This window comes from Acidimicrobiia bacterium (assembly GCA_040878325.1).
Taxonomy (GTDB): Bacteria; Actinomycetota; Acidimicrobiia; order Spongiisociales; family UBA11373; genus JAUYIV01.
Genome location: JBBDMM010000001.1, coordinates 45,566 through 66,399, shown reverse-complemented (window position 1 = coordinate 66,399; position 20,834 = coordinate 45,566). Strand labels below are relative to the sequence as shown.

Sequence of the window (20,834 nt, the reverse complement as noted above, 5' to 3'; positions counted from 1 at the left end):
ATGTCCCGTCGTAGCGCCATCGTGACCCTGACGATCACGCTCGTCGTGGTCTACGGGTCGCTGATCCTCACCCAGGCGACGGGTACCACCCCCCGTCTCGGCCTGGACCTTCAGGGCGGCTTCGCCGTCGTGCTCAATGCCCCGGAGGGAACCGACCCCGAAGTCATCGAGCAGGCGGCCGAGATCATGCGTCGCCGCATCGAGGCGCTCGGCAACGTCCAGGAGCCGGAGATCGCCGTTCTGGGCGATTCGAGCATCGAGGTTCAACTCCCCGGAGTCACCAACCGAGATCGGGCCCTGGCGGCGGTAGGCACCACCGGCAGCCTCGAGTTCCGGCCGGTCCGGGACATCAGCCCGATACCCGGGGTGAGCCCGCTCTTCTTCCAACTCCCGCCCGAAGACCCCACGACCACGACGACCACCACCGTCCCGTCGGGTTCCACAACGACGGCGGCCCCGGGGGGAACCACCACGACCGCCGGCACTACGACGACGACCTCCGCCGGCACCACCACGACTTCAGCCGGGGGCACCACCACGACGGTCGACCCCACGGCCCACATCGTCCTGCCCGACGGCGTCACGTGGTGCGATGAGGTCGAACAGGCGGGATGCGTCGATCGGGCGACTGGACTGACCCCCGATCCCGATCCGTTGCTCGATGCCTTCCTCGTCTCCGAGCCTGAAGATGGTGGCATCGTCTATCACGTCGCCCCCGCCCGCGTCCTCGGCTCGGATCTCACCGGCGCCACGGCGCAGTTCTCGCAGACCGGCACCGGGCTGGGCGAATGGGTGGTGGTCCTCGAATTCAACGCGGGGGGAAGCGTCAAGTTCACCGAGGTCACCAAGGAGTTGGCGGCATTCCCGATCGGAGACCCGCGGCGTCAATTCGCCATCGCCCTGGACGGGATCGTCCAATCGGCGCCCCAAATCGCGTCGTCGGTCGACCCGAACGTCGGTATCCCGGGTGATTCGGCAGTCATCACTCTCGGCTCGTCCCCGAACCAGCAAGAAGAGGCATCGAATCTGAGTGTGGTCCTCCGTTATGGATCGCTGCCGGTGGCCTTCGAGCAGGCGACGGTGCAGTCGGTGTCCGCCACGCTCGGGTCGGATTCGCTCGACGCCGGCCTGATCGCCGGACTCATCGGAATCATCCTGGTCGCCGCTGCCATGCTCCTCTATTACCGGGCACTCGGGTTGGTGAACGTCATCGGCCTAACCGTGTTCGGGAGCCTCGTCCTGGTGGTGTTCTCGCTGCTCGGCGAGTTGCGCGGGGTCACGCTCACCCTCGCCGGGGTGGCGGGGCTCATCGTCGCGGTTGGCATCACCTCGGACTCGTACATCGTCTACTTCGAACGGATCAAGGAAGAGGTGCAACGGGGGCGATCCCTCCGCGGAGCCATCGACCATGCGTTCAGTCGGGCGCTGCGCACCATCCTCACTGCCGACTTCGCCTCATTCGTGGGCGCGGTCCTCCTGTTCTTCCTGGCCATCGGTTCGGTCAAGGGTTTTGCCCTCGCCCTGCTCGTGGCAACGGTGTGTGACGTGTTGGTGGTGATCTTCTTCACGCGGCCTGCCGTCGCTCTGTTGGCCTATTCGAAGTCGCTCGGCGAGGGCGGGCGTATGAGTATTCGCGGCGCAGTGGGGATGCCTGCTGAGGAGGTGGGCGGCGCATGAGCACGCTTAGCGACCTATACCGGGGCCGGACTCACTTCGACTTTGTCGGCAATCGGCGCAAGTGGTTCGCGGTGTCCGGGGCGATCATCCTCATATCGCTCCTCTCCCTGGTGTTCCGTCAGTTCAACCTGAGCGTCGACTTCGAGGGAGGCACCCTGGTCGAGGTGGAGAACCCTGCAGGCGCTTCGGTCGCCCAGATACGCGACGCGATGACGGCGCTCGGTCAGGGCTCCGCGCGGATCCAAACGACTTCGGGGGGCGACGGCATTCGCGTGCAGACATCGCAGTTGACCCCAGAGCAGGAGGATCTCCTGGTGGAGCGACTGGCGGCGCTGGCGGGGGTCGATCCGGGGGACGCCACGAGGCAGACGGTAGGCCCGACGTTCGGCGACCAGATCACCCGATCAGCCGTCCGTGCCCTGGTCGTGTTCCTCATCGTGATCGGGCTGTTCATCGCGTGGCGGCTCGAATGGAAGATGGCGGTGACGGCGCTGGTGGCCCTGTTCCACGACCTTATCTTCACCGCCGGTGTCTACTCCCTGGTCGGGTTCACGGTGTCTCCGGCAACGGTGGTCGCCATCCTGACGATCCTCGGCTACTCGCTCTACGACACGATCGTGGTCTTCGACAAGGTCCAAGAGAACGTGCGCGAGCGGGGCGATCGCCACACCTACTCGGGAATAATCAACATGTCGATGAACCAGGTGTTCATGCGATCGGTCAACACCTCGTTCACCACCCTGTTGCCGATCGGTTCGCTGCTGTTGGTCGGTTCGTTCCTGCTGGGGGCAACCACGTTGCGGGAGTTCGCTCTTGCCCTGTTCGTCGGGGTCGCCGTCGGTACCTATTCCTCGATCTTCCTCGCCGCCCCGCTGCTGGGTATGTGGAAGGAACGCGAGGAGCACTGGCAGCGGGTACGCCTTCGGGTCGAGCGGCGGGGTGGGGTCGAGGACTTCGCACCCCGCACCGTCACCGCCAGCGTCGATCACACCGCCCAGGTCCTCCACCAATCCGGCGCCGCCCCCCGCCCACCCCGCAAGCGCCGCAAGCGGAGATAAGACAGTCTCCAGTCCCAGTCTCCAGTAGGAGGCAGCGGGCAGCGGGTAGCCGGTAGCGCTTAGCGGTCACCGTACAATCGTCCGATGATCGACCTCAGGGCTTTCATCCGGGACGTGCCCGACTTTCCGGCGGCGGGGATCGTGTTCAAGGACATCACCCCGCTGCTCGCCGATGGGCGGGCGTTCGCCGAGGCGGTGACACTGATGAGCGAGGCGATCGCCGTGGTGGAGCCGACCGCGATCGTGGGGATCGAGTCGCGCGGTTTCATCATCGGCGCCCCGATCGCGGCCCGTCTTGGGGTGGGCTTCGTACCGGTGAGGAAGTTCGGCAAGCTTCCGTGGCGCACGTTCACCCAGTCGTATGACCTCGAGTACGGCACCGACACCCTCGAGATCCACGAGGATGCGGTCGGGTCGGGGTCGCGGGTCGTCGTCGTCGACGACGTCCTGGCGACTGGCGGCACCGCCGCCGCAACGGTCGATTTGATCAGCGGTGCCGGTGCCTCGGTGGAGGCGGTCTCGGTGCTTCTTGAACTCGAGTTCCTCCAGGGACGATCGCGTCTAGACGTCCCGGTACAGGCCCTGATTCGATATGAGTGAGACCCCGGCCCGGCCCGACGACGCGGTGATCGCCGAGCTCGGCCCGGTTCTGGATGAGTTCCGACGCCATCACCCCCACGCCTCTGATCGCAAGATCCACAGCGCCTACGAGGTGGCCGCGGAACGGCACGACGGGCAGTTCCGGATGAGTGGGGAGCCATACATCACCCATCCCCTGGCGGTGGCGCTGATCCTCGCTCGGTACGGACTCGACGCCGATACGGTGGCGGCCGCCATCCTCCACGACACCGTGGAGGACACCGGCCTGACCCTGGATGAGGTGAGCGCGGGGTACGGCCCGGCTGTCGCTGCCCTCATCGACGGCGTCACCAAACTCGATCGGGTCCGGTTCTCGAACACCGAGGAGGCCCAGGCCGCGACCATCCGCAAGATGGTGATTGCGATGGCCAAGGACGTACGGGTGCTGCTGATCAAACTGGTCGATCGCCTTCACAACATCCGGACCATCCACCCGTTGCCTCGTGAGAAGCAGGAGCGGATCGCCCTCGAGACACTGGAGGTGTATGCCCCGCTAGCCCATCGCCTCGGGGTGCAGGAGATCAAGCACGAGATGGAGGATCGCTGCTTCGAAGTCCTCCATCCGCGCCGTTATGCCGAGGTCGTCGACCTGATGCGCGCCCGGGCGCCGGAGCGCGACGCATACATCGCCGCGGTCGTGGTCGAGGTGAAGAGCCTGCTCACAGATCAGGGGATAAGCGCCGAGGTCACCGGACGGCCCAAGCACATCTATTCGGTGTACCGCAAGATGATCGACGGCGGTCGAACTTTCGACGACATCCACGATCTGGTCGGCATCCGGATCATCACCAAGGAAGTCGGCGACTGTTACGCCAGTCTCGGGATCATCCATACCCGCTGGCCGCCGGTGCACGGGCGCTTCAAGGACTACATCGCGATGCCCAAGTTCAACCTCTATCAGAGCCTTCACACCACCGTGCTGGGGCCGGATCGCAAGCCGCTGGAGGTGCAGATTCGTACCCGGGAGATGCACGACCGGGCCGAGCACGGGATCGCCGCCCACTGGCGGTACAAAGAGGGGGCGGAGGTCGGCGAAAGCCCGGTCCTCGATCTCGCTCACTCGTCTGACGACTTCGAGACGCCCGGTGAGTTCCTCGCCGGCCTGAAGCTCGACCTCTACCGCGACGAGGTCTTCGTGCTGACGCCCAATGGCGACGTAAAGGCCCTTCCCCGCGGGGCGACGCCTGTCGACTTCGCCTACTCGGTGCACACCGAGGTAGGACATCGCTGCACCGGGGCTCGGGTGAACGGCCGGCTGGTGCCGCTGTCGACCCGTCTCGAGTCCGGCGACATCGTCGAGGTGATCACCTCCAAGAGCGATGGACCCAGTCGGGACTGGCTCTCCTTCGTTCGGACTTCGCGGGCATCGGCCAAGATCCGCCAATGGTTCACCCGGGAGCGGCGCGAGCATGCGCATCAGGAGGGGAAGGACCAGGTCGGTCGACTGCTTCGCAAGGAGGGCCTCGGCCTCACTGCCGCCACGCGGGATGAGTTCCTGATCGCGGTCGCCGAGTCGCTCGGGTTCCAGGACATCGACTCGCTCTACGTCTCGGTGGGTGACGGCAACACCCAGGCGCAAACGGTGATCAACCGGCTGTTGCGGCTGGCGCGTCCCGAGTTGTACGAGGACGACGAGGAGGAAGGGGATGAGGGCACCGGCTTCGCCCCGTCCCGGCGAGCCCCTGCCGGGGGGATCGTCGTCGAGGGCATGGACGACATGTTGGTGCGGGTCGCCCGGTGCTGCGGACCGGTGCCCGGCGACGCGATCGTCGGGTTCGTCACCGTGGGGCGGGGAGTGTCGATTCATCGCTCGGATTGCACCAACGTGGACGCACTGGGGGATCGGTCGGAGCGGATGATCGAGGTCGGATGGTCGGCCGACCAGGTGGGGTCGTTTCGATCGACGGTGCAGGTGGAGGCGCTCGACCGACCCCGGCTGCTGCGAGACATCACCACGGCGCTGGCCGATCTCGGGGCCAACATCGTGTCGTCGTCTTCGGCCACCAGCCGCGATCGCGTGGCCATCCTCAGATTCGAGATCGAGCTCTCCGACGTCGCCACGCTCGACCGGGCGATCACTGAGATGAAGCGCGTCGAAGGCGTGTACGACGCCTATCGGCTCTTGCCGAATAGATAGCCGGGCGACGCTCGTCGCACGGACTAGTCCTTTGGCGATGGCCAGAATACTCCTCAACGTGGTCGAAACGCCTACCGACAGTTGTCATATGAGGTATGGCTTCCATGACGACGAGGGCTTTTCGCTCATCGACGCCGCCGTGGCCACCGTGGTGGCGATGATCCTGGTGACGGCATTCGGCGGGATGATGGGCTCCACCCTGCGGGGCTCGCGGACCAACGCCCAGGCGCAAGAGGCTACGGCCATCGGCACCGAGCGGATCGAGTATGCGCTGTCGCTGACGTGGGAGTCGATCGCGATGTCAGGGATCGACGGAGACGCTCCGATGCTCGGGGGCGACCAGCTGCTCGCCGCCGACGCCGGTCTGGAGGCCGACGAGTCGCTCGTTGAGTTGCCGGCCGGGCTGATCCCGCCGCGCGTCAACGAGACGGTCGACACTACGAGCTACACCATATGGCAGTACGTCACGGACGCCGGCGACGGGCTTCGCCGGGTGGTCGTGTTGGTGACATGGGTCGAGGGTGGGATGTCGTCGAGCCACAACACCTCGGTGCTCGTCTCCGAGCCGGTGACGCGATGACAACGCCCAGGGTGCTCGCAGGACACCGAGCCGACGCGGGCGTCTCGATCGTCGAGCTCGGGATATCGATGTTCATCACCTCGCTGCTCGCAGTCGGTCTTGTCACCTGGATCGCATCCGGCGCCGAGTCGGTCCTCGTCCATGAATCCGACGACATCGCCGTTCAAGACCTCCGCGTCACCAAGGAAGTGATGAGCCGTGAGCTTCGTCGTGCCGCCGGCCTGGTCGGTGCCGAATCGAACAGCGTGACGGTGTGGCTGGACGACGATGCCGACCTCGTCGTCGACGCCGGCGAGCACGTGACTTGGACCTTTGGCAGCGGCGGAAGTCTGGTCCGCTCGACGGACGACGGGGAGTCCATCCTGATCATGGATGGCCTGGTGGTGTCGGAGAGCGGTTTCGCCTTCGATGACGTCGACGTCGACGACATCACGTTGATCCGCTTGACACTTGTCGCCCACGTCGACGACTCGCAGCGGACCATTAGCACCGAGATCCACCTGAGGAGCGGTTGATGAGAACGCCGACCGCTCGACGCGTCTTCGCCGACGATCGCGGGGCGGCTCTCGCCCTCGTGGCAATTCTCGGCGCCACGCTTGCCGTTCTCATGTCGGTCATGCTCACACGCGGGATCGCCCAGTTCGGCAACACCGCCGCCGACGAGTGCTGGGAGCAGTCGCTTGCCACCGCCGACAGCGCGTTGGGATGGGGGCTGGCACAACTCGAAGCCGACGAGACGTTCACCACCGGCGAGGCCCTGCCGGCGAGCCTCGTAGGCAGTGGCGACGAGCGGGCGTGGGCCCGCGAGGCGGCGTTGGCCGTCGAGGGCGAAGACCTCATCTCGACCCCCGAAGGGGAGGGAGCGTTCATCAGGCCGGTCGACTCGGCGATCGTCTACGCCATCGGGTTCTGCCCCGAGCGTGACGCCGCGAATCCGCGGGTCAGGGTCATCCGCGCCACCTGGGAGGGCGGCATCACCGTGACGTCCTGGCAGCTGACCTGGGCGTTCCTCACCAACGACGACCTCAAGATCTCGGGGAACCCGACCTTCCACGGCGCGGCGGCATCGGCGCACTCCAACGGTTCGGTCGACGTCTCCGGCAACCCCGACTTCAAGGACGGCTGCCTGACCGCGTCGGATGGCGGCACCGCGAGCGGAAACCTGAAGATGCACTCATCGTGCCCGCCGGCGGGCACCCGCTTCCAGCAGCCCGTCGAGATCGTCCCCGAGGTCATCCCGATCGACCACTGGCACTTGTCGGAGTACGACATGTGTCCCGACGGCAAGGTTCGGGCGGGGCCGGCACATCCGACCCTCTATGCATCCGTGGGCTCGGAGCCCTGCACCGGGCAGGTGCTGGACCAGGATGCGTCCTCTCCCTATCGCGGGTGGAAGTTCGAAGGGTGTTGCGACTCGAAGGAGTGGGCGAAGTGGCTCTACGACACGAACACCAAGAACGACGGTGCGTACTTCTTCCACGAGGGGACCGTCCGGGTGCCCAACCGCCCGGGCACGAACGGCAACCCGTGGCGCGTCCTGATGATCGTCGGCGCGCGGGGCTCGTGTGACTCGGTGGTCGCGGGTGACCTGTACATCTCCGGCAGCGCCGTGCTGGCCCCCTACACGGCAGGCTCGGCCCATGCCGACAACACCATGGTCGTCATCGCCGGCCGTGACGTGGAATGGTCGGGCACCGGCAGGCTCGAGCTTCCCGGGGTCGTCGCCGCCCATGAGCAGATCAAGATCAACGGCAATCCCCAGGTCGAGGGCGGATTCATCGCCGAAGCGGCCTGCGACTCGCCGAACTCGAACATCCACGACACCGAGATCTCGGGCAATCCGACCGTCAACCTCGATGGCGCCATGGACACCGGCTTGACGACCGATGACGGCCCTGGGTACGTGCGCCTGGTCGATTGGGACGAGCTCTAGCCAGCCTGGGTGGCCACGACGCCGGTTCGACGGAACGAGGCTCACTCAAGCACGCGGCGACAGCCGACAGGGCTACCCAGGGCTTCACGATCATCGAGGCCCCATCCCCATCTGGCGCGAGGCCACCCTGCCCTGGCGCGAGCCCTGGGGAATAGCGTTCAAGTATGCCACCCGTAGTGGTCGATAACGCTACTAAGAGTAATGCGTAAACTAACTAGTCACGACTCGGGTTTCAGCATCATCGAGGCACTCGTTGCCGCGTCGATTCTCCTCGTGATCTTCGCCGGATTTGGGACCACCCTCGGAGGAGCCTTCAACGGAGCCCAAGACAACGATGTGGCCCAGGAGGCGACCGCACTGGCGGTGGAGCAGATCGAGTACGCCCGCTCGCTGACATGGGACGGCGTCGCCATGACGGCTCTGGCCTCGGGCGCGCCGGCGATGGACCAGACCGAGGGAGTCCTCCTCGCCAGCGAAGCCGATCTGGAAGCGGACGAGTTGCTCGTCGTCGACGATGACGGTTGGATCTCGCCCAAGGAGATAGAGACGATCGATGGCCAATCCTTCACCATCTGGCGTTATGTGAGTGACGCCGGAGGTGGCATACGCCGATTCCTCGTCATCGTCGAATGGAACCTCGACGGCGTCGTGTCGTATCACCGCAACAGCACCCTGATCTCAGAGGCATCGACGAGATGAACCGACTCAAGAGTGACTCGGGTACATCGATCGTGGAACTCGGGGTGGCGATGTTCGTGACCGCACTGATGAGTGCGGCGATGGTCACCTGGATGCACACTGCCGGGGCAGCCACCTCACTCCACGGGGGTGACGACCAGGCGATGCAGGATCTGCGCATCGCCAAGAGCGTCATCGGGCGCGATCTTCGCAGCGCGGAGAGTGTGCTCGGCGCCGAGACCGTGTCGGTCACCGTCTGGGTGGATGACGACGACGACGACTTTCAGGACATCGGGGAGGCGATCACCTGGGCGGTCACCGACGACGGAGAACTCACCCGTACCACCGACGGCGGCGAATTCGGCGTGCTCGCCTCGAATCTGGTCTACGGCGAGAGCTATTTCGGCTACGACTCACCGACCCTGGAGGACATCACCGAGATCGGTATCCAGCTGAGGGCCCACGTCGTCACCGTCGCGGGGGAGTCCGGCACGAGAAGTATCGGGTTACGAATACACGTGAGGAACGCATGAAGAAGTCATTGAGATCACTCGCAGCGGAGGACCGGGGAATGGCGATGTTCGCGGTCGTGATGCTGGGCTCGGCGATGGTGCTGATGTCATCGGTGGTGTTCGCCCGCGGCGTGGCCCAGTACGGCAACACCAGTGGCGATGCCCTCTGGGAGCAAGCGCTGGCCACGGCCGAGTCGGGTCTCAGTGTGGGGCTGGCAACCGTTGAAGCCGATGACGGCTATCACACCGGCGAGTTGGCAACCGAAGGCCTGGCCGGCACCGGCCACGAGAAGACGTGGGTGGTGGCGGCGGCCGACGCCCGCCCCGTAGAGGACGTGGTGGGAACGCCCGACGGCGAGTTCGTCATCGTGAAGCCGTCCAACAGCGCTTTCCTGTACTCGGCCGGGTTTGCCCCGAGCCGCGATGCGGAGAACCGTCGGGTTCGGGTCGTGCGGATCGATTACGAGCTGATCTCGTACAACACCACGTGGACCACCCATTTTGCGTTCCTCTCTGACGATGACCTGGAGTTGCGCGGCAACCCGACGTTCCTGACGGGGGCCGCCGTCGGCATCCACGCCAACGGATACCTCGATGTGGGCGGGAGCACCGAAGTGGATGGATGCCTGTCGGCGTCGGGCGGGGCCCAGGTCACCGGCGGGGTGTCACAAGACCCCGGGTGCCCGGCGCCGGGAGCCCAGCCGCTGGAGTTCATCCCCCTGGTCCACCCGCGCAACCATTGGGACGACTCTTTCTACGACCTATGCCCCGACGGCAAGGTCCGGGCCGGGCCGGCCCATCCGGCGTACGGGAACACTGCCGCCAACGTGCCCTGCACCGGCCAGACACTGGCAGCCGACGCCGGGGGCTCGCCCTACCTCGGATGGCGCTTCATGGGTTGCTGCGACTCGGATGACTGGGCGACCTGGAAGTACGAAAGCACCGGCTCGAACGACGGGGTCTTCTATGTGTTCGAAGGCACCGCCACCATCGTCTCGAGCCCGGGATCGACCTTGATCCCGTGGAAGACCACGGTCATCACCGAGGCTCGCGGGGTCTGCGGCAGTCTTGTGGGCGGCGACATCGACATCGCCGGAAGCCCGAAGATGATCCCGTTCCCCGGGGCCGGCAATCTGCAATTCATCGCCGGGCGCGACATCGATATCAGCGGGAGCCCAACCATGTCGGGTCTCACCGCGGCTCATGAGCAGATCGACATCTCGGGTACTGCCGTGGTCAGCGGCGGCGGGTTTCTCGCCGCATCAGCGTGCGACTCGGGCAACCTGGTGACGATGTCGCGGGTCGGCGGCAACGTCACCGTGGACAACGACGGTCCGGTGGAGACCGAGCTGGGCGCGACGGTCGAACTGCTGACGGCCACCAGCTGGGTGGAGATCTAAGACAGTCCAGAGCCACCAGCCACCAGCAAGAGGAATGTTCGGCTGGTGGCTGGTGGTGTCCTATCTTCCTCCCCATGCTCATCGACTCGTCGGTGCTGTGGCTGGCGGGGACCAACTGCTGGGTGATCGCTCGGGAGGCCGGGGGGCCGGCGGTGGTGGTGGACGCCCCTCCGGATGGCGCCGGGGTCGTCGACCTCCTGGCGCGTCATGAGCTGATCCCCGCCGCCCTTGTGCTCACGCACGGGCATGTCGACCACCTCGGGGGTGCGGGGTCTGTCGCGAAGTCCTTCGCGTTGTCCGTCTATCTGCATCCCGACGACGAGTGGCTGGCGGCCGATCCGCGTCGTCAGCTCGAGACCCTGTGGGGGACGGCTCCGCCGGGCGATTACGAGCAGCCGGAGCGATACGAGCATCTGGAGGACGGTCAGACCCTCGACCTCGCCGGGATCGCCCTCACTGTCCTCCACACTCCGGGGCATACGCCGGGGCATTGCTGCTTCTGGGTTCCGGAGGAAGGTGCTCTCTTCAGCGGGGACCAGTTGTTCGCAGGCTCGATCGGCAGGACCGACCTGCCCGGAGGCGACCACGGTGCACTGATGCGATCGATGGCGGAGCGGGTGGTCCCGCTGCCCGCCGGCACCGCCGTGTTTCCTGGGCATGGGCCTACAACTACCCTTGCCCGGGAGCTCGAGACCAATCCCTTCCTCGAGAGATTCCGTTGATTCCGCGACTCAAGGGCACCGACGACATCCTTCCGCCCGAATCGGCTCGGTGGCGGTCGTTGCTGCGCGCCTTCGACTCCCTCGCCGAACGCTACGGGTACGACCTGGTGCTGCTTCCGGTGATGGAGTCGACTGAGCTGTTCGCCCGCGGGGTCGGCGAGGCCACCGAAGTCGTCGAGAAGCAGATGTACACCTTCGAGGACCGTGGCGGCCGTTCGGTGACCCTGCGCCCGGAACTGACCGCGAGCATGGTCCGCGCCTTTCTCGAGGCCGGGGGACAGGGTTCGGCGAAGTTCGCATCTAGCGGGCCGATGTTCCGTTACGAACAGCCCCAGAAGGGCAGGCGTCGACAGTTCTACCAGGTCGACCTGGAGTACCTGGGAGAGGCGTCACCCGAGGCCGACGTCGAGGTGATCGAGTTCTCCTCCCGCCTGCTCGACGAGGTCGGGGTGGCCGGGGTCACCCTGAGGCTCAACTCGATCGGCGACGCTCCCGATCGGAGCGCGTATCGCCGTCTCCTCCAGGAGTTCCTGCGGTCCCGTGAAGCCGATCTCTCGTCGGATGCGCAGCGTCGCATCGAGACGAACCCGCTGCGGGTGCTCGATTCAAAGGCAGACACCGCGGTGGTCGCCGACGCCCCTGTTCCCCTCGACCATCTCGGTGACGGCGCCCGGGAACACTTCACGGCCGTGCGTGCCGGCCTCGATGCAATCGGAGTCCCGTACGAAATCGCACCGCGCCTCGTCCGGGGGCTGGACTACTACAACCGCACTGTCTTCGAGTTCTTCTCGTCTTCCTTCGAGGCGGCGCAGGATGCGCTCGGCGGGGGCGGACGTTACGACCCCCTCGCAAAGTTGATCGGCAGCGGTCGCGAGGTGCCCGCAGTGGGTGTCGCGTTGGGGTGTGATCGAATCGTCCAGGCAATGCCGGCGGTCGAGGCCTCCCGTCTCGACCTGTTCGTGGCGGTGGCCGACGTCGGGCGCCGCGACGACGCCCGACGTTGGGTCGCCCGGCTGCGGGGCGACGGAATGCGGGTCGACTGGGATCCGACCCCAGGTCGCTCTCTCCGGGGCCAGTTCAAGGCCGCCGACCGTGCGGGTGCGTTTGCGGTGGCGGTGGTCGGAGACGAATGGGAGGGTGGCGAGGTGACCGTGAAGCGGCTGGTGACCGGTGAGGATGCCCGCGTCCCGATCGAGGAGGTGGCCGGGTGGCTGACCAACCGCTGAGGACGGCTCGCGCCGGGGAGCTCAGGGCGGGCGACTCGGGCCGCGAGGTGCGGCTCGCCGGTTGGGTGGCAACTCGCCGGGACCACGGCGGCGTGCTGTTCCTCGACCTGCGCGATGCATCAGGAGTGGTGCAGGTCGTGATCGATCCCGATGCCGACGACGCAACCGCAGCGGTCGCGGATTCTCTCCGCGCCGAATACTGCATCAGCGTCACGGGCCTGGTGCGGGCACGCCCCGATGGCACTGCGAACAATGATCTCCCCACCGGAGACGTCGAAGTGGCCGCCGCCCTGGTCGAGGTGCTCTCGCCGTCCGACCCGCTGCCATTCCAGATCGATGACCGGTCGGAAGTGGACGAGACCCGCCGCCTCGAGTTCCGCTACCTCGACCTGCGGCGGCCGAGGATGGCGGCGAACCTGGTGGCGCGTTCCAAGGCGATCCACGCGATGCGGTCGACAATGGCTGCCCAGGGCTTTCTCGAGGTGGAGACGCCGACCCTGGTGAAGTCGACGCCGGAAGGCGCTCGCGACTTCCTGGTCCCCAGCCGACTTCGACAAGGCTCCTTCTATGCACTGCCGCAATCGCCCCAGCTGTTCAAGCAGTTGCTGATGGTCGGCGGGGTCGAGCGGTATTACCAGATCGCCCGGTGCTATCGAGATGAGGACTTCAGGTCGGATCGGCAGATCGAGTTCACCCAGCTCGACATCGAGGGCTCGTTCTGGCGTAGAGAGGAAGTGTTCGCTTCCCTCGAACCGGTGCTGGCTGCGGTCGCCCTGTCACTCCGCGGAATCGAACTGGCGCAGCCCTTCCCCCGGCTCACCTGGCACGAGGCAATGGCCCGTTACGGCACCGACAAACCCGACACCAGGTTCGGGATCGAGATCGTGGATCTCAGCGGGCTCTTCGCCGGCACCGAGTTCAAGGCGTTCGCCGGCGCCCTGGCCGTCGGGGGGACCGTGGCCGGGATCGGTGCCGGCAAGCAGGACCTATCCCGCAGCGGGTTCGATGCGCTGGTCGAGCGGGCCGTGGCGCTCGGGGCCAAAGGGCTCGTGTGGCTGGTGGTGGAAGCGGACGGAACCCTCCGGTCACCGGTGGCGAAGTTCCTGTCCGCGGCCGAGCAGGAGGGCCTGGTTGCCGCCTTCGGGGCCGTCCCGGGCGACACCCTTCTGGTGGTCGCCGATCAGACCAAGGTGGTGCAGTCGGTGCTCGGTTCCCTGCGCCTGGACCTCGGCAAGCCGCGCGGTCACGACGACCTTGCCCTGCTGTGGGTGGTCGACTTTCCCGTGTTCGCCGTGGGGCCGAATGGCGAATTGATGCCGGAGCACCACCCATTCACCGCGCCCTACGACGTGGCCGAAATGCGCGATCACCCCGAGACCGCGCTGTCGCGGGCCTATGACCTGGTGCTCAACGGCAGCGAACTCGGATCGGGGAGCGAGCGTATCCACGACCCCCGCACCCAGAAGACCGTGTTCGACATCCTCGGAATCTCCGACCAGGAGGCCGAGTCGCGGTTCGGCTGGTTCATGCGCGCCCTGCGCTACGGCACCCCTCCGCACGCCGGCTTTGCGGTGGGGATCGATCGGCTGGTCGCCATCCTCCAGAACGAGCCGAACATCCGTGAGGTGATTCCCTTCCCGAAGACTCAGACCGGCACGGATCCGCTCACGGGGTCTCCGGGCCCGGTGGCGGGGGTCCAGTTGGCGGAGTTGGGGATCGATCTCCTCCCGGAGGTGAAACGAGCGCTAGAGGAGGAAGCGGACACCGGCTGATGGACGACCTCTTCGCCGGGGAGCGGGCCGCGCGGCGCAGGTCTGCGGAGCCGCTGGCGGCGCGGATGCGCCCGGCCAACCTCGATGAGGTGGTCGGGCAGGGGCACCTCCTGGGGCCGGGTGCCGCCTTCGGGACGATGGTGCGTTCGGGCCGGCCGGTTTCCATGATCCTCTGGGGACCGCCCGGGACCGGCAAGACCACGCTCGCCCGTCTGGTCGCCGGATCCAGCGGGGCGGCGTTCGAGCCCATGTCGGCGACCTCTGCCGGCGTCAAGGAAGTGCGCGAGGTGCTGGCTGGAGCGCGGCACCGTTTGGAGCAGGACGAGCGTCGGACCGTGCTCTTCCTAGACGAGATCCATCGGTTCACCAAGTCGCAGCAGGACGCCCTCCTGCCCGGCGTGGAGGATGGCACCGTGATCCTGGTGGGGGCGACCACCGAAAACCCGTTCTTCGAGGTGAACTCGCCGCTGATTTCCCGGAGTCTGTTGTTCAGATTGGAGCCGCTGTCTGTCGATGAGGTCGGCACCCTGATCGAGCGGGCGATGCTGGAGCCTGATCGGGGGGTCGCCGAGCCGGGATCGATCGATCCCGCCGCCGCCGCTCTTCTTGCCGAGCGCTGCGGCGGGGATGCCCGCCTGGCCCTCAACGCCCTCGAGGTCGCCTCGGTGATCTCCGCCGGTCGGGGCGCGGACACCATCGCCGTCGACGCCGTCGAGGAGGCTCTGCAGCATCGGGTGATCCGCTACGACAAGGCGGGTGACCAGCACTACGACGTGATCTCCGCATTCATCAAGAGCCTGCGCGGTTCCGACCCGGACGCAGCCGCGTACTGGCTGCAGACGATGCTCGCCGCAGGCGAAGACCCGGAGTTCATCGTCCGGCGGATGGTGATCCTCGCGTCCGAGGACATCGGGCTGGCCGACCCGACCGCCCTCGGCGTGGCCGTCGACGCGGCTCGGGCACTCCAGTTCGTGGGCCTGCCTGAAGCCTCCTACGCCCTCCACCACGCCGCACTCCACCTGGCAACGGCTCCGAAGTCGAACTCGGTGGCGAGGACGATCGCCGCGGCGCGGCAGGCCGTCGAGGAGCATCCGGGGGCCCGGGTGCCTCCCCATCTGCGGTCGTCCGGTTACCGCGGGGCCGAAGCCCTCGGCCACGGCGTCGGCTACGTGTATCCTCACGACCGCCCGGATGGCATCGCCCCGCAGCAGTACCTCCCCGACGAATTGGTGGGTCAGACGCTCTACCGGCCCGGCACCACCGGCGCGGAGGCCGAGCTGGCGGAGAGACTGCGAGTCGTCGATGAGGCCATGGGGAAGGGAGATTCGAGAGTCAAGAATCAAGAGCCAAGAAGGTAAGAGCAGAGGGCGAAGGGCGAACCCGGCCGGGCGTCCAGCCCACGGTGGGCCGGGCGTTGATTCTCGATTCACGGCTCCCGGTTCTTGGTTCTTGATTCTTGGCTCTTGGTTCTTGGATTCTTGGTCCTTGACTGTCTCACTACCCTCTCCGCGATGAGCACGCCCGTTGCCGGCGCCGACATTCGGCGCGCTTTCCTCGACTTCTTCGCGACGCGGGGACACCCGATCGTGCCGTCGGCCTCACTGATCCCGGTCGATCCCTCGCTGCTGCTCACGGTGGCCGGCATGGTGCCCTTCAAGCCGTACCTGCTCGGCGACGAGGTGCCGCCCTTCCCGCGCGCCGCCAGCTCGCAGAAGTGCATTCGGACCAACGACATCGAGATCGTCGGCACCACCGCACGGCACCTCTCGTTCTTCGAGATGCTGGGCAACTTCTCTTTCGGGGGCGACTACTTCAAGGAGAAGGCGATCCCGTGGGCCTACGAGTTGATCACCGAGGTGTATCAGATGGACCCGGGACGGCTCTGGTACACGGTCCACCACACCGACGAGGAGGCCGCCCAGATCTGGATCGACCAGGTGGGGGTGCCGGCCGACCGGGTCCAGCGGCGGGACCGGGACAACTTCTGGCAGATGGGGGTGGCCGGCCCGGCCGGCCCCTCGTCGGAGATTTTCTACGACCGCGGCCCCGATTTCGGTGAGGACGGCGGCCCCGTGGTCGACGAAGAACGCTTCATGGAGTTCTGGAACCTGGTGTTCATGCAGTACGTCCAGGACGAGCCGTATCACGTGATCGGCGACCTGCCGACCAAGAACATCGATACGGGTTCCGGCCTGGAGCGGGTCTGCGTGCTGCTCCAGGACGTAGACACCGCCTTTCTCACCGACCTGCTGCGACCGGTGCTGGCGGCGGGTGAGGCGGCCACGGGCGTGTCGTACGGGCATCGGCCGGAGAGCGACGTGAGTTTGCGCATCCTCGCGGACCACGGGCGGGCGATCACCAACCTGATCGCCGATGGCGTGGTCCCGTCGAACGAGGGTCGCGGCTACGTGCTCCGGCGGCTGTTGCGCCGGGCGGTGCGCCACGCCTGGCAGCTCGGGGCGGAGGAGAACGTCACCCCCCGCCTGGTGAGGGCCACCATCGACACTCTGGGCGATGCCTATCCGACATTGCGTGCGGCCGCCGACGGGATCACCGAGACCGCCGAGCGCGAGGAGGAGAGGTTCCGCCGGACGCTCGAGTCGGGGCACTCGCTGCTGAGCGCCGAACTCGAGCGGATCGACACCGGCGCGTCCCTGCCCGGCGAGACCGCCTTCAAACTTCATGACACCTTTGGGTTCCCGGTGGAGCTCACCGCCGAGATCGCCGCCGAACGAGGTGTCGACCTCGACCGGCACGCCTTCGACACCGAGATGTCGGCGCAGCGGGAACGCGCCCGGGCGGCACGAAGCAAGGCGGCCACTGCCGATGCGCCTCAGGTGTACCGCAAGATCTACGACAAGTCGGGGCCGACCCGCTTCGAGGGGTATGACCACGTCGACACGATGGGCGTGGTCCTGGCGATCGTGGCCGACGGTGAGACGATCCAGCAGGCCACCGAAGGCCAGGAGGTGGAGGTGTTCTTCGACACCACCACCTTCTATGCCGAGTCGGGTGGCCAGGTGGGCGACTCAGGAACGGCCATCACCGAGACCGGCCGGTTGCGGGTGAACGACACCCAGCACGCCGTGCAGGATCTGCACGGGCACCGGGCCCTCGTCGAGCAAGGAACGGTCGCGGTGGGTCAGCGCGCCTCCCTGAGCGTGGAGCCCGGGCGCCGGGAGCGGATCCGCAAGAGCCACTCCGGCACCCACATCCTCCACTGGGCGCTCCGGTCGGTGGTCGGGTCCCACGTTCAGCAGGCAGGCTCGCTGGTGGAGGCGGGGCGGCTGCGTTTCGACTTCTCTCACTTCGGGGCGCTCACCGACGAGGAGGTCATCGAGGTGGAGCGGTTGGCGAACGAGCGAGTGATCGAGAACGCCTCGGTCAGGGCGTATCAAGTGACACGGGGCGAGGCCGAGGAGATGGGGGCGCTGGCCTTCTTCGGGGAGAAGTACGGCGAAGTGGTGCGGATCGTCGAAGCCGGCTCCTATTCCCGCGAACTGTGTGGCGGCACCCATGTCCACGCCACCGGCCAGGTGGGTCCGCTGGTGGTGGTGAGCGAATCATCCATCGGGTCGAGCCTGCGTCGCATCGAGGCCTACACCGGTTCGGCCGGTTACGAGTACTTCTCGGACATGCGCCGACGGCTCCGAGCCACGGCGGAGAGCCTGCGGGTGCCACCGGATCGCGTCGACGAAGCGGCGGCGAACCTCGCGGCTCGGTCGCGGCAGCAGGAGGAACGACTCGACCAGATCGAGGCCCAGACGCGCAACGAGGCTGCCCGGGAGATGGTGGAGCGAGCCGAGGAAGTGAGCGGGCGGCGGCTGGTGGTGGCCGACCGTCACGACCTGTCGCCGGATGCGCTGCGCCAATTGGGGATGCAGGTGCGCGATCGCATCGGGTCGGGTGTCGCCGTCCTCGGCAGCGCCCGAGATGGCAAGGCCGGGCTGGTGGTGGTCGTGACGAGCGATCTGGTCGCACAGGGCATCAACGCCGCGGAGATCGCAGGCCCGGCGGCCAAGCTCGTCGGCGGTGGTGCGAGTCGCGATCCGGAGCTCGCCCAGGCCGGCGGTCCCAATGGGGACCGCATCGAGGATGCCATCGAGGAGGCGGTCCGACTCGCCCGCGAGTCGCTCGGCCGGGTCTGAAGTGGGCCGAATCCTCGCTCTGGATCCCGGAACGGTGCGGATTGGGGTTGCGGTCACCGATGCGGCGGGCATCGTGGCGCATCCTCGGGGCTTTCTCGCTGCAGACGACCCGGCGCTCGTTCAGCAGGTCGCCGACCTCGTCGCGGAACTCGCGGTGGATCGTATCCTCGTGGGGTTGCCCACCGGGCTGAGCGGCATCGAGGGGGCGGCAGCCGTCGCGGCCCGGGCATTTGCAGCGGAGGTAGAAGAAGGAACAGGCGTGCCGGTCGAGTTGATCGACGAGCGTTTCACCACCGCGATCGCAGAGCGATCGCTGATCGAGACCGGCACCCGACGCAAGCGGCGGCAGCAGGTGCGCGACGGAGCCGCGGCCGCCGTGCTGCTGCAGGGCTACCTGGAGAGAGAATGAGCTTCGAGCTAGAGCCCTACGAGCCGGGATCGTCGCCTACCGGTCCGCGCGGTCCGAATACCTTTCTCCGGGGGCTCGGCGTCCTCGGGTTCGTCCTGGTGCTGTTCGCGGTTGCCTTTCTCGGTGTGACGTGGCTGGCGTCGGCGGTGAACGACGTGATCGCCGGACCCGAGTCCACGACAGTGGTGCCTGGCGTGCCGGTGACGGTGGAGATCACTCCCGGTGCGCCCGCCTCGGAGATCGCCCGCCAGTTGGCGGAGGCAGGCGTGGTGGTCTCGGCCTCGGCGTTCGACCGGGCGGTGAGTGACGCCCGCGCCAGCGACCGATTGGTCGCCGGCCGCTATGAGCTCGAGACCGGGATGTCTCCGGAATCAGTGCTGGCCTTGCTCATCGAGGGGCCCGTCAGAGAGGTCTACCGGCTCACCGTCATCGAAGGCCTGACGATCTCACAGACGCTCGACTCGATCGCCCGCCAGACGGACATCCCGTTTGCCGATCTCTCGCGCCCGCTGCTCGACGGGACGATCGTGTCGGGTCTCATGCTGGGCGAGCCGGAGAATCTCCAGGATTGGGAGGGGCTGCTGTTCCCCGATACCTACGAGTTCGAGGTCGATGCCACCGCCGAGGAGATTCTCGGCCGGATGGTGGCCACGATGAGTGAGCGGGTCGGCTCGGTGGACTGGACCTACCTCGATGCGTTGGGGTTCACCCCCTACGAGGGGATCGTGATCGCCTCGCTGATCGAGAAGGAAGGGCTCTTCGACGACGATCGCCCGGTGATAGCCAGCGTGATCTTCAATCGGCTCGCGGTCGACATGCCGCTCCAGCTCGACGTGACGGTGATCTATGCACTCGGCGGCCTGCCTGACGGCGGGCTGACCCTCGAGGATCTCGAGGTCGATTCGCCGTACAACACCTACCTGATCACCGGTTTGCCGCCGACGCCCATCTCGACCGTTCGCATGGCGTCGCTGCAAGCCGCCGCGGCGCCCGATGAGACCCCGTATATCTACTTCCTCGCCGATGAGGACGGGCGGGCTCATTTCGCTGAGACGTTCGAGGAGTTCCTCGAACTCCAGGAGGAGTATCTGAGCCCGTGAGCGTGGCCGCGAACGGCTCGCGGCGATTCGTGCTTCTCGGCGACCCGGTGGGCGGGTCGCGCTCTCCGGCGATTCACCAGGCGGCCTTCGAGACCGCCGGTATCGACGGCCATTATGAGGCCCGTCGGGTCGACCTGGCCGGCCTCGGGGCGGCCATCGACGAGCTTCGGTCCGGAGCGATCGACGGAGCGAACATAACCATGCCCTACAAGTCGACCACCGCAGGAATGGTCGACGAACTCGATGAAGACGCCCGTCTCGCCGGGGCGGTGAACACCATCGTGGCAGGCCGTGGCCGACTGAAAGGGCGCAACACTGACGTGGTCGCCCTGAGGGCGGCACTCGCCGCTTCGGTGGGCACCGTGCTGATCCTCGGCGCCGGTGGAGCCGCGAAGGCAGCCGCGGTGGCGTCGGCAGGCCGGGACACACTCGTTTCTGCGAGAAACCCGGCTGCGGCAGAGGCGATGGCGGTCCGCTTCGGCCTCGACACCGTGGCCTGGGGAGATCCGGCCGAGGGTGCCGCCGTCATCAACGCCACCCCCCTGGGGATGGCCGGCGAAACCCTCCCGCCGGGAGTGGTCGACGCCGCCGGATGGCTGGTCGACCTGGCCTACGGCGCCGAGCCGACCCCGGCGGTAACGGAGGCACTTCGGCGCGGCCTGCCGGTCGTCGACGGGATCGATCTGCTGGTGGCCCAAGCGGCGGCCGCGTTCACCATCTGGACCGGCGTCGCGGCACCCCTCGAGGCGATGATGCGGGCGGCGCGACGGGCCTGACCGTGGTCGCCGGCATGTCCCGGCACCGACTGCCACTCGAGACCTGGGCAATGCCGCGGCGCGCCCG

General features: G+C 67.0%; 18 protein-coding genes. All 18 read left to right on the top strand.

What is annotated here, in order from left to right; all coding sequences use genetic code 11:
• The 18 genes from secD to aroE all read left to right on the top strand — a co-directional run bounded on the left by secD (window position 1) and on the right by aroE (window position 20,767).
• A complete protein-coding gene (gene secD, locus WD184_00315) occupies window positions 1-1,677 on the top strand; it encodes a protein translocase subunit SecD (GenBank protein ID MEX0825195.1) in 1,677 nt (558 codons plus the stop codon).
• Window positions 1,674-2,735 carry a protein translocase subunit SecF gene (gene secF, locus WD184_00310; GenBank protein MEX0825194.1) on the top strand — a complete coding sequence of 354 codons (1,062 nt, stop codon included), beginning with the start codon at window positions 1,674-1,676 and terminating at the stop codon, window positions 2,733-2,735. Before secD ends, secF begins: the two co-directional genes overlap by 4 nt.
• An 84-nt stretch (window positions 2,736-2,819) precedes the next feature.
• Complete coding sequence (locus WD184_00305; GenBank protein MEX0825193.1) at window positions 2,820-3,335, top strand: adenine phosphoribosyltransferase; 516 nt, start codon at window positions 2,820-2,822, stop codon at window positions 3,333-3,335.
• Complete coding sequence (locus WD184_00300; protein ID MEX0825192.1) at window positions 3,328-5,511, top strand: bifunctional (p)ppGpp synthetase/guanosine-3',5'-bis(diphosphate) 3'-pyrophosphohydrolase; 2,184 nt, start codon at window positions 3,328-3,330, stop codon at window positions 5,509-5,511. Before WD184_00305 ends, WD184_00300 begins: the two co-directional genes overlap by 8 nt.
• A 37-nt stretch (window positions 5,512-5,548) precedes the next feature.
• Window positions 5,549-6,091, top strand: coding sequence for a hypothetical protein (locus WD184_00295; protein ID MEX0825191.1), 543 nt, complete (start codon window positions 5,549-5,551; stop codon window positions 6,089-6,091).
• Window positions 6,088-6,606 (top strand): hypothetical protein, encoded by a 519-nt coding sequence (locus WD184_00290; GenBank protein MEX0825190.1) that lies wholly within the window; start codon window positions 6,088-6,090, stop codon window positions 6,604-6,606. Before WD184_00295 ends, WD184_00290 begins: the two co-directional genes overlap by 4 nt.
• Window positions 6,606-8,024 (top strand): hypothetical protein, encoded by a 1,419-nt coding sequence (locus tag WD184_00285; GenBank protein MEX0825189.1) that lies wholly within the window; start codon window positions 6,606-6,608, stop codon window positions 8,022-8,024. Before WD184_00290 ends, WD184_00285 begins: the two co-directional genes overlap by 1 nt.
• A gap of 201 nt (window positions 8,025-8,225) precedes the next feature.
• Complete coding sequence (locus WD184_00280) at window positions 8,226-8,723, top strand: type II secretion system protein (GenBank protein MEX0825188.1); 498 nt, start codon at window positions 8,226-8,228, stop codon at window positions 8,721-8,723.
• Window positions 8,720-9,235: a hypothetical protein gene (locus tag WD184_00275; protein MEX0825187.1), complete on the top strand. Its 516-nt coding sequence runs from the start codon at window positions 8,720-8,722 to the stop codon at window positions 9,233-9,235. The genes WD184_00280 and WD184_00275 overlap by 4 nt, the downstream gene beginning before the upstream one ends.
• Window positions 9,232-10,614: a hypothetical protein gene (locus WD184_00270; GenBank protein ID MEX0825186.1), complete on the top strand. Its 1,383-nt coding sequence runs from the start codon at window positions 9,232-9,234 to the stop codon at window positions 10,612-10,614. Before WD184_00275 ends, WD184_00270 begins: the two co-directional genes overlap by 4 nt.
• Before the next feature lie 74 nt (window positions 10,615-10,688).
• Window positions 10,689-11,336: an MBL fold metallo-hydrolase gene (locus WD184_00265; GenBank protein ID MEX0825185.1), complete on the top strand. Its 648-nt coding sequence runs from the start codon at window positions 10,689-10,691 to the stop codon at window positions 11,334-11,336.
• Window positions 11,333-12,562, top strand: a complete 1,230-nt coding sequence (gene hisS / locus WD184_00260) for a histidine--tRNA ligase (GenBank protein ID MEX0825184.1) — start codon at window positions 11,333-11,335, stop codon at window positions 12,560-12,562. The genes WD184_00265 and hisS overlap by 4 nt, the downstream gene beginning before the upstream one ends.
• The gene (gene aspS, locus WD184_00255; protein ID MEX0825183.1) at window positions 12,544-14,334 is read left to right on the top strand and encodes an aspartate--tRNA ligase; all 1,791 of its coding nucleotides are present in this window, start codon (window positions 12,544-12,546) and stop codon (window positions 14,332-14,334) included. The genes hisS and aspS overlap by 19 nt, the downstream gene beginning before the upstream one ends.
• A complete protein-coding gene (locus WD184_00250; protein MEX0825182.1) occupies window positions 14,334-15,692 on the top strand; it encodes a replication-associated recombination protein A in 1,359 nt (452 codons plus the stop codon). Before aspS ends, WD184_00250 begins: the two co-directional genes overlap by 1 nt.
• A gap of 153 nt (window positions 15,693-15,845) precedes the next feature.
• On the top strand, window positions 15,846-18,482 hold the full coding sequence (gene alaS / locus WD184_00245; GenBank protein ID MEX0825181.1) for an alanine--tRNA ligase: 2,637 nt from the start codon (window positions 15,846-15,848) through the stop codon (window positions 18,480-18,482).
• 1 nt (window position 18,483) lies between these two features.
• Entirely contained in the window at window positions 18,484-18,891 is a 408-nt protein-coding gene (gene ruvX, locus WD184_00240; GenBank protein ID MEX0825180.1) for a Holliday junction resolvase RuvX, read from the top strand.
• A complete protein-coding gene (gene mltG, locus WD184_00235) occupies window positions 18,888-19,991 on the top strand; it encodes an endolytic transglycosylase MltG (protein MEX0825179.1) in 1,104 nt (367 codons plus the stop codon). The genes ruvX and mltG overlap by 4 nt, the downstream gene beginning before the upstream one ends.
• Window positions 19,988-20,767 carry a shikimate dehydrogenase gene (aroE, locus tag WD184_00230; protein ID MEX0825178.1) on the top strand — a complete coding sequence of 260 codons (780 nt, stop codon included), beginning with the start codon at window positions 19,988-19,990 and terminating at the stop codon, window positions 20,765-20,767. The genes mltG and aroE overlap by 4 nt, the downstream gene beginning before the upstream one ends.
• Window positions 20,768-20,834: the final 67 nt, after the last annotated feature.

Coding starts and splice junctions, on each gene's coding strand:
- WD184_00305 (MEX0825193.1), top strand. CDS start 2,820: ATGATCGACCTCAGGGCTTTCATCCGGGACGTGCCCGACTTTCCGGCG.
- WD184_00280 (MEX0825188.1), top strand. CDS start 8,226: ATGCGTAAACTAACTAGTCACGACTCGGGTTTCAGCATCATCGAGGCA.
- WD184_00265 (MEX0825185.1), top strand. CDS start 10,689: ATGCTCATCGACTCGTCGGTGCTGTGGCTGGCGGGGACCAACTGCTGG.
- secF (MEX0825194.1), top strand. CDS start 1,674: ATGAGCACGCTTAGCGACCTATACCGGGGCCGGACTCACTTCGACTTT.
- WD184_00275 (MEX0825187.1), top strand. CDS start 8,720: ATGAACCGACTCAAGAGTGACTCGGGTACATCGATCGTGGAACTCGGG.
- WD184_00300 (MEX0825192.1), top strand. CDS start 3,328: ATGAGTGAGACCCCGGCCCGGCCCGACGACGCGGTGATCGCCGAGCTC.
- alaS (MEX0825181.1), top strand. CDS start 15,846: ATGAGCACGCCCGTTGCCGGCGCCGACATTCGGCGCGCTTTCCTCGAC.
- secD (MEX0825195.1), top strand. CDS start 1: ATGTCCCGTCGTAGCGCCATCGTGACCCTGACGATCACGCTCGTCGTG.
- WD184_00270 (MEX0825186.1), top strand. CDS start 9,232: ATGAAGAAGTCATTGAGATCACTCGCAGCGGAGGACCGGGGAATGGCG.
- WD184_00250 (MEX0825182.1), top strand. CDS start 14,334: ATGGACGACCTCTTCGCCGGGGAGCGGGCCGCGCGGCGCAGGTCTGCG.
- mltG (MEX0825179.1), top strand. CDS start 18,888: ATGAGCTTCGAGCTAGAGCCCTACGAGCCGGGATCGTCGCCTACCGGT.
- WD184_00295 (MEX0825191.1), top strand. CDS start 5,549: ATGGCCAGAATACTCCTCAACGTGGTCGAAACGCCTACCGACAGTTGT.
- WD184_00290 (MEX0825190.1), top strand. CDS start 6,088: ATGACAACGCCCAGGGTGCTCGCAGGACACCGAGCCGACGCGGGCGTC.
- WD184_00285 (MEX0825189.1), top strand. CDS start 6,606: ATGAGAACGCCGACCGCTCGACGCGTCTTCGCCGACGATCGCGGGGCG.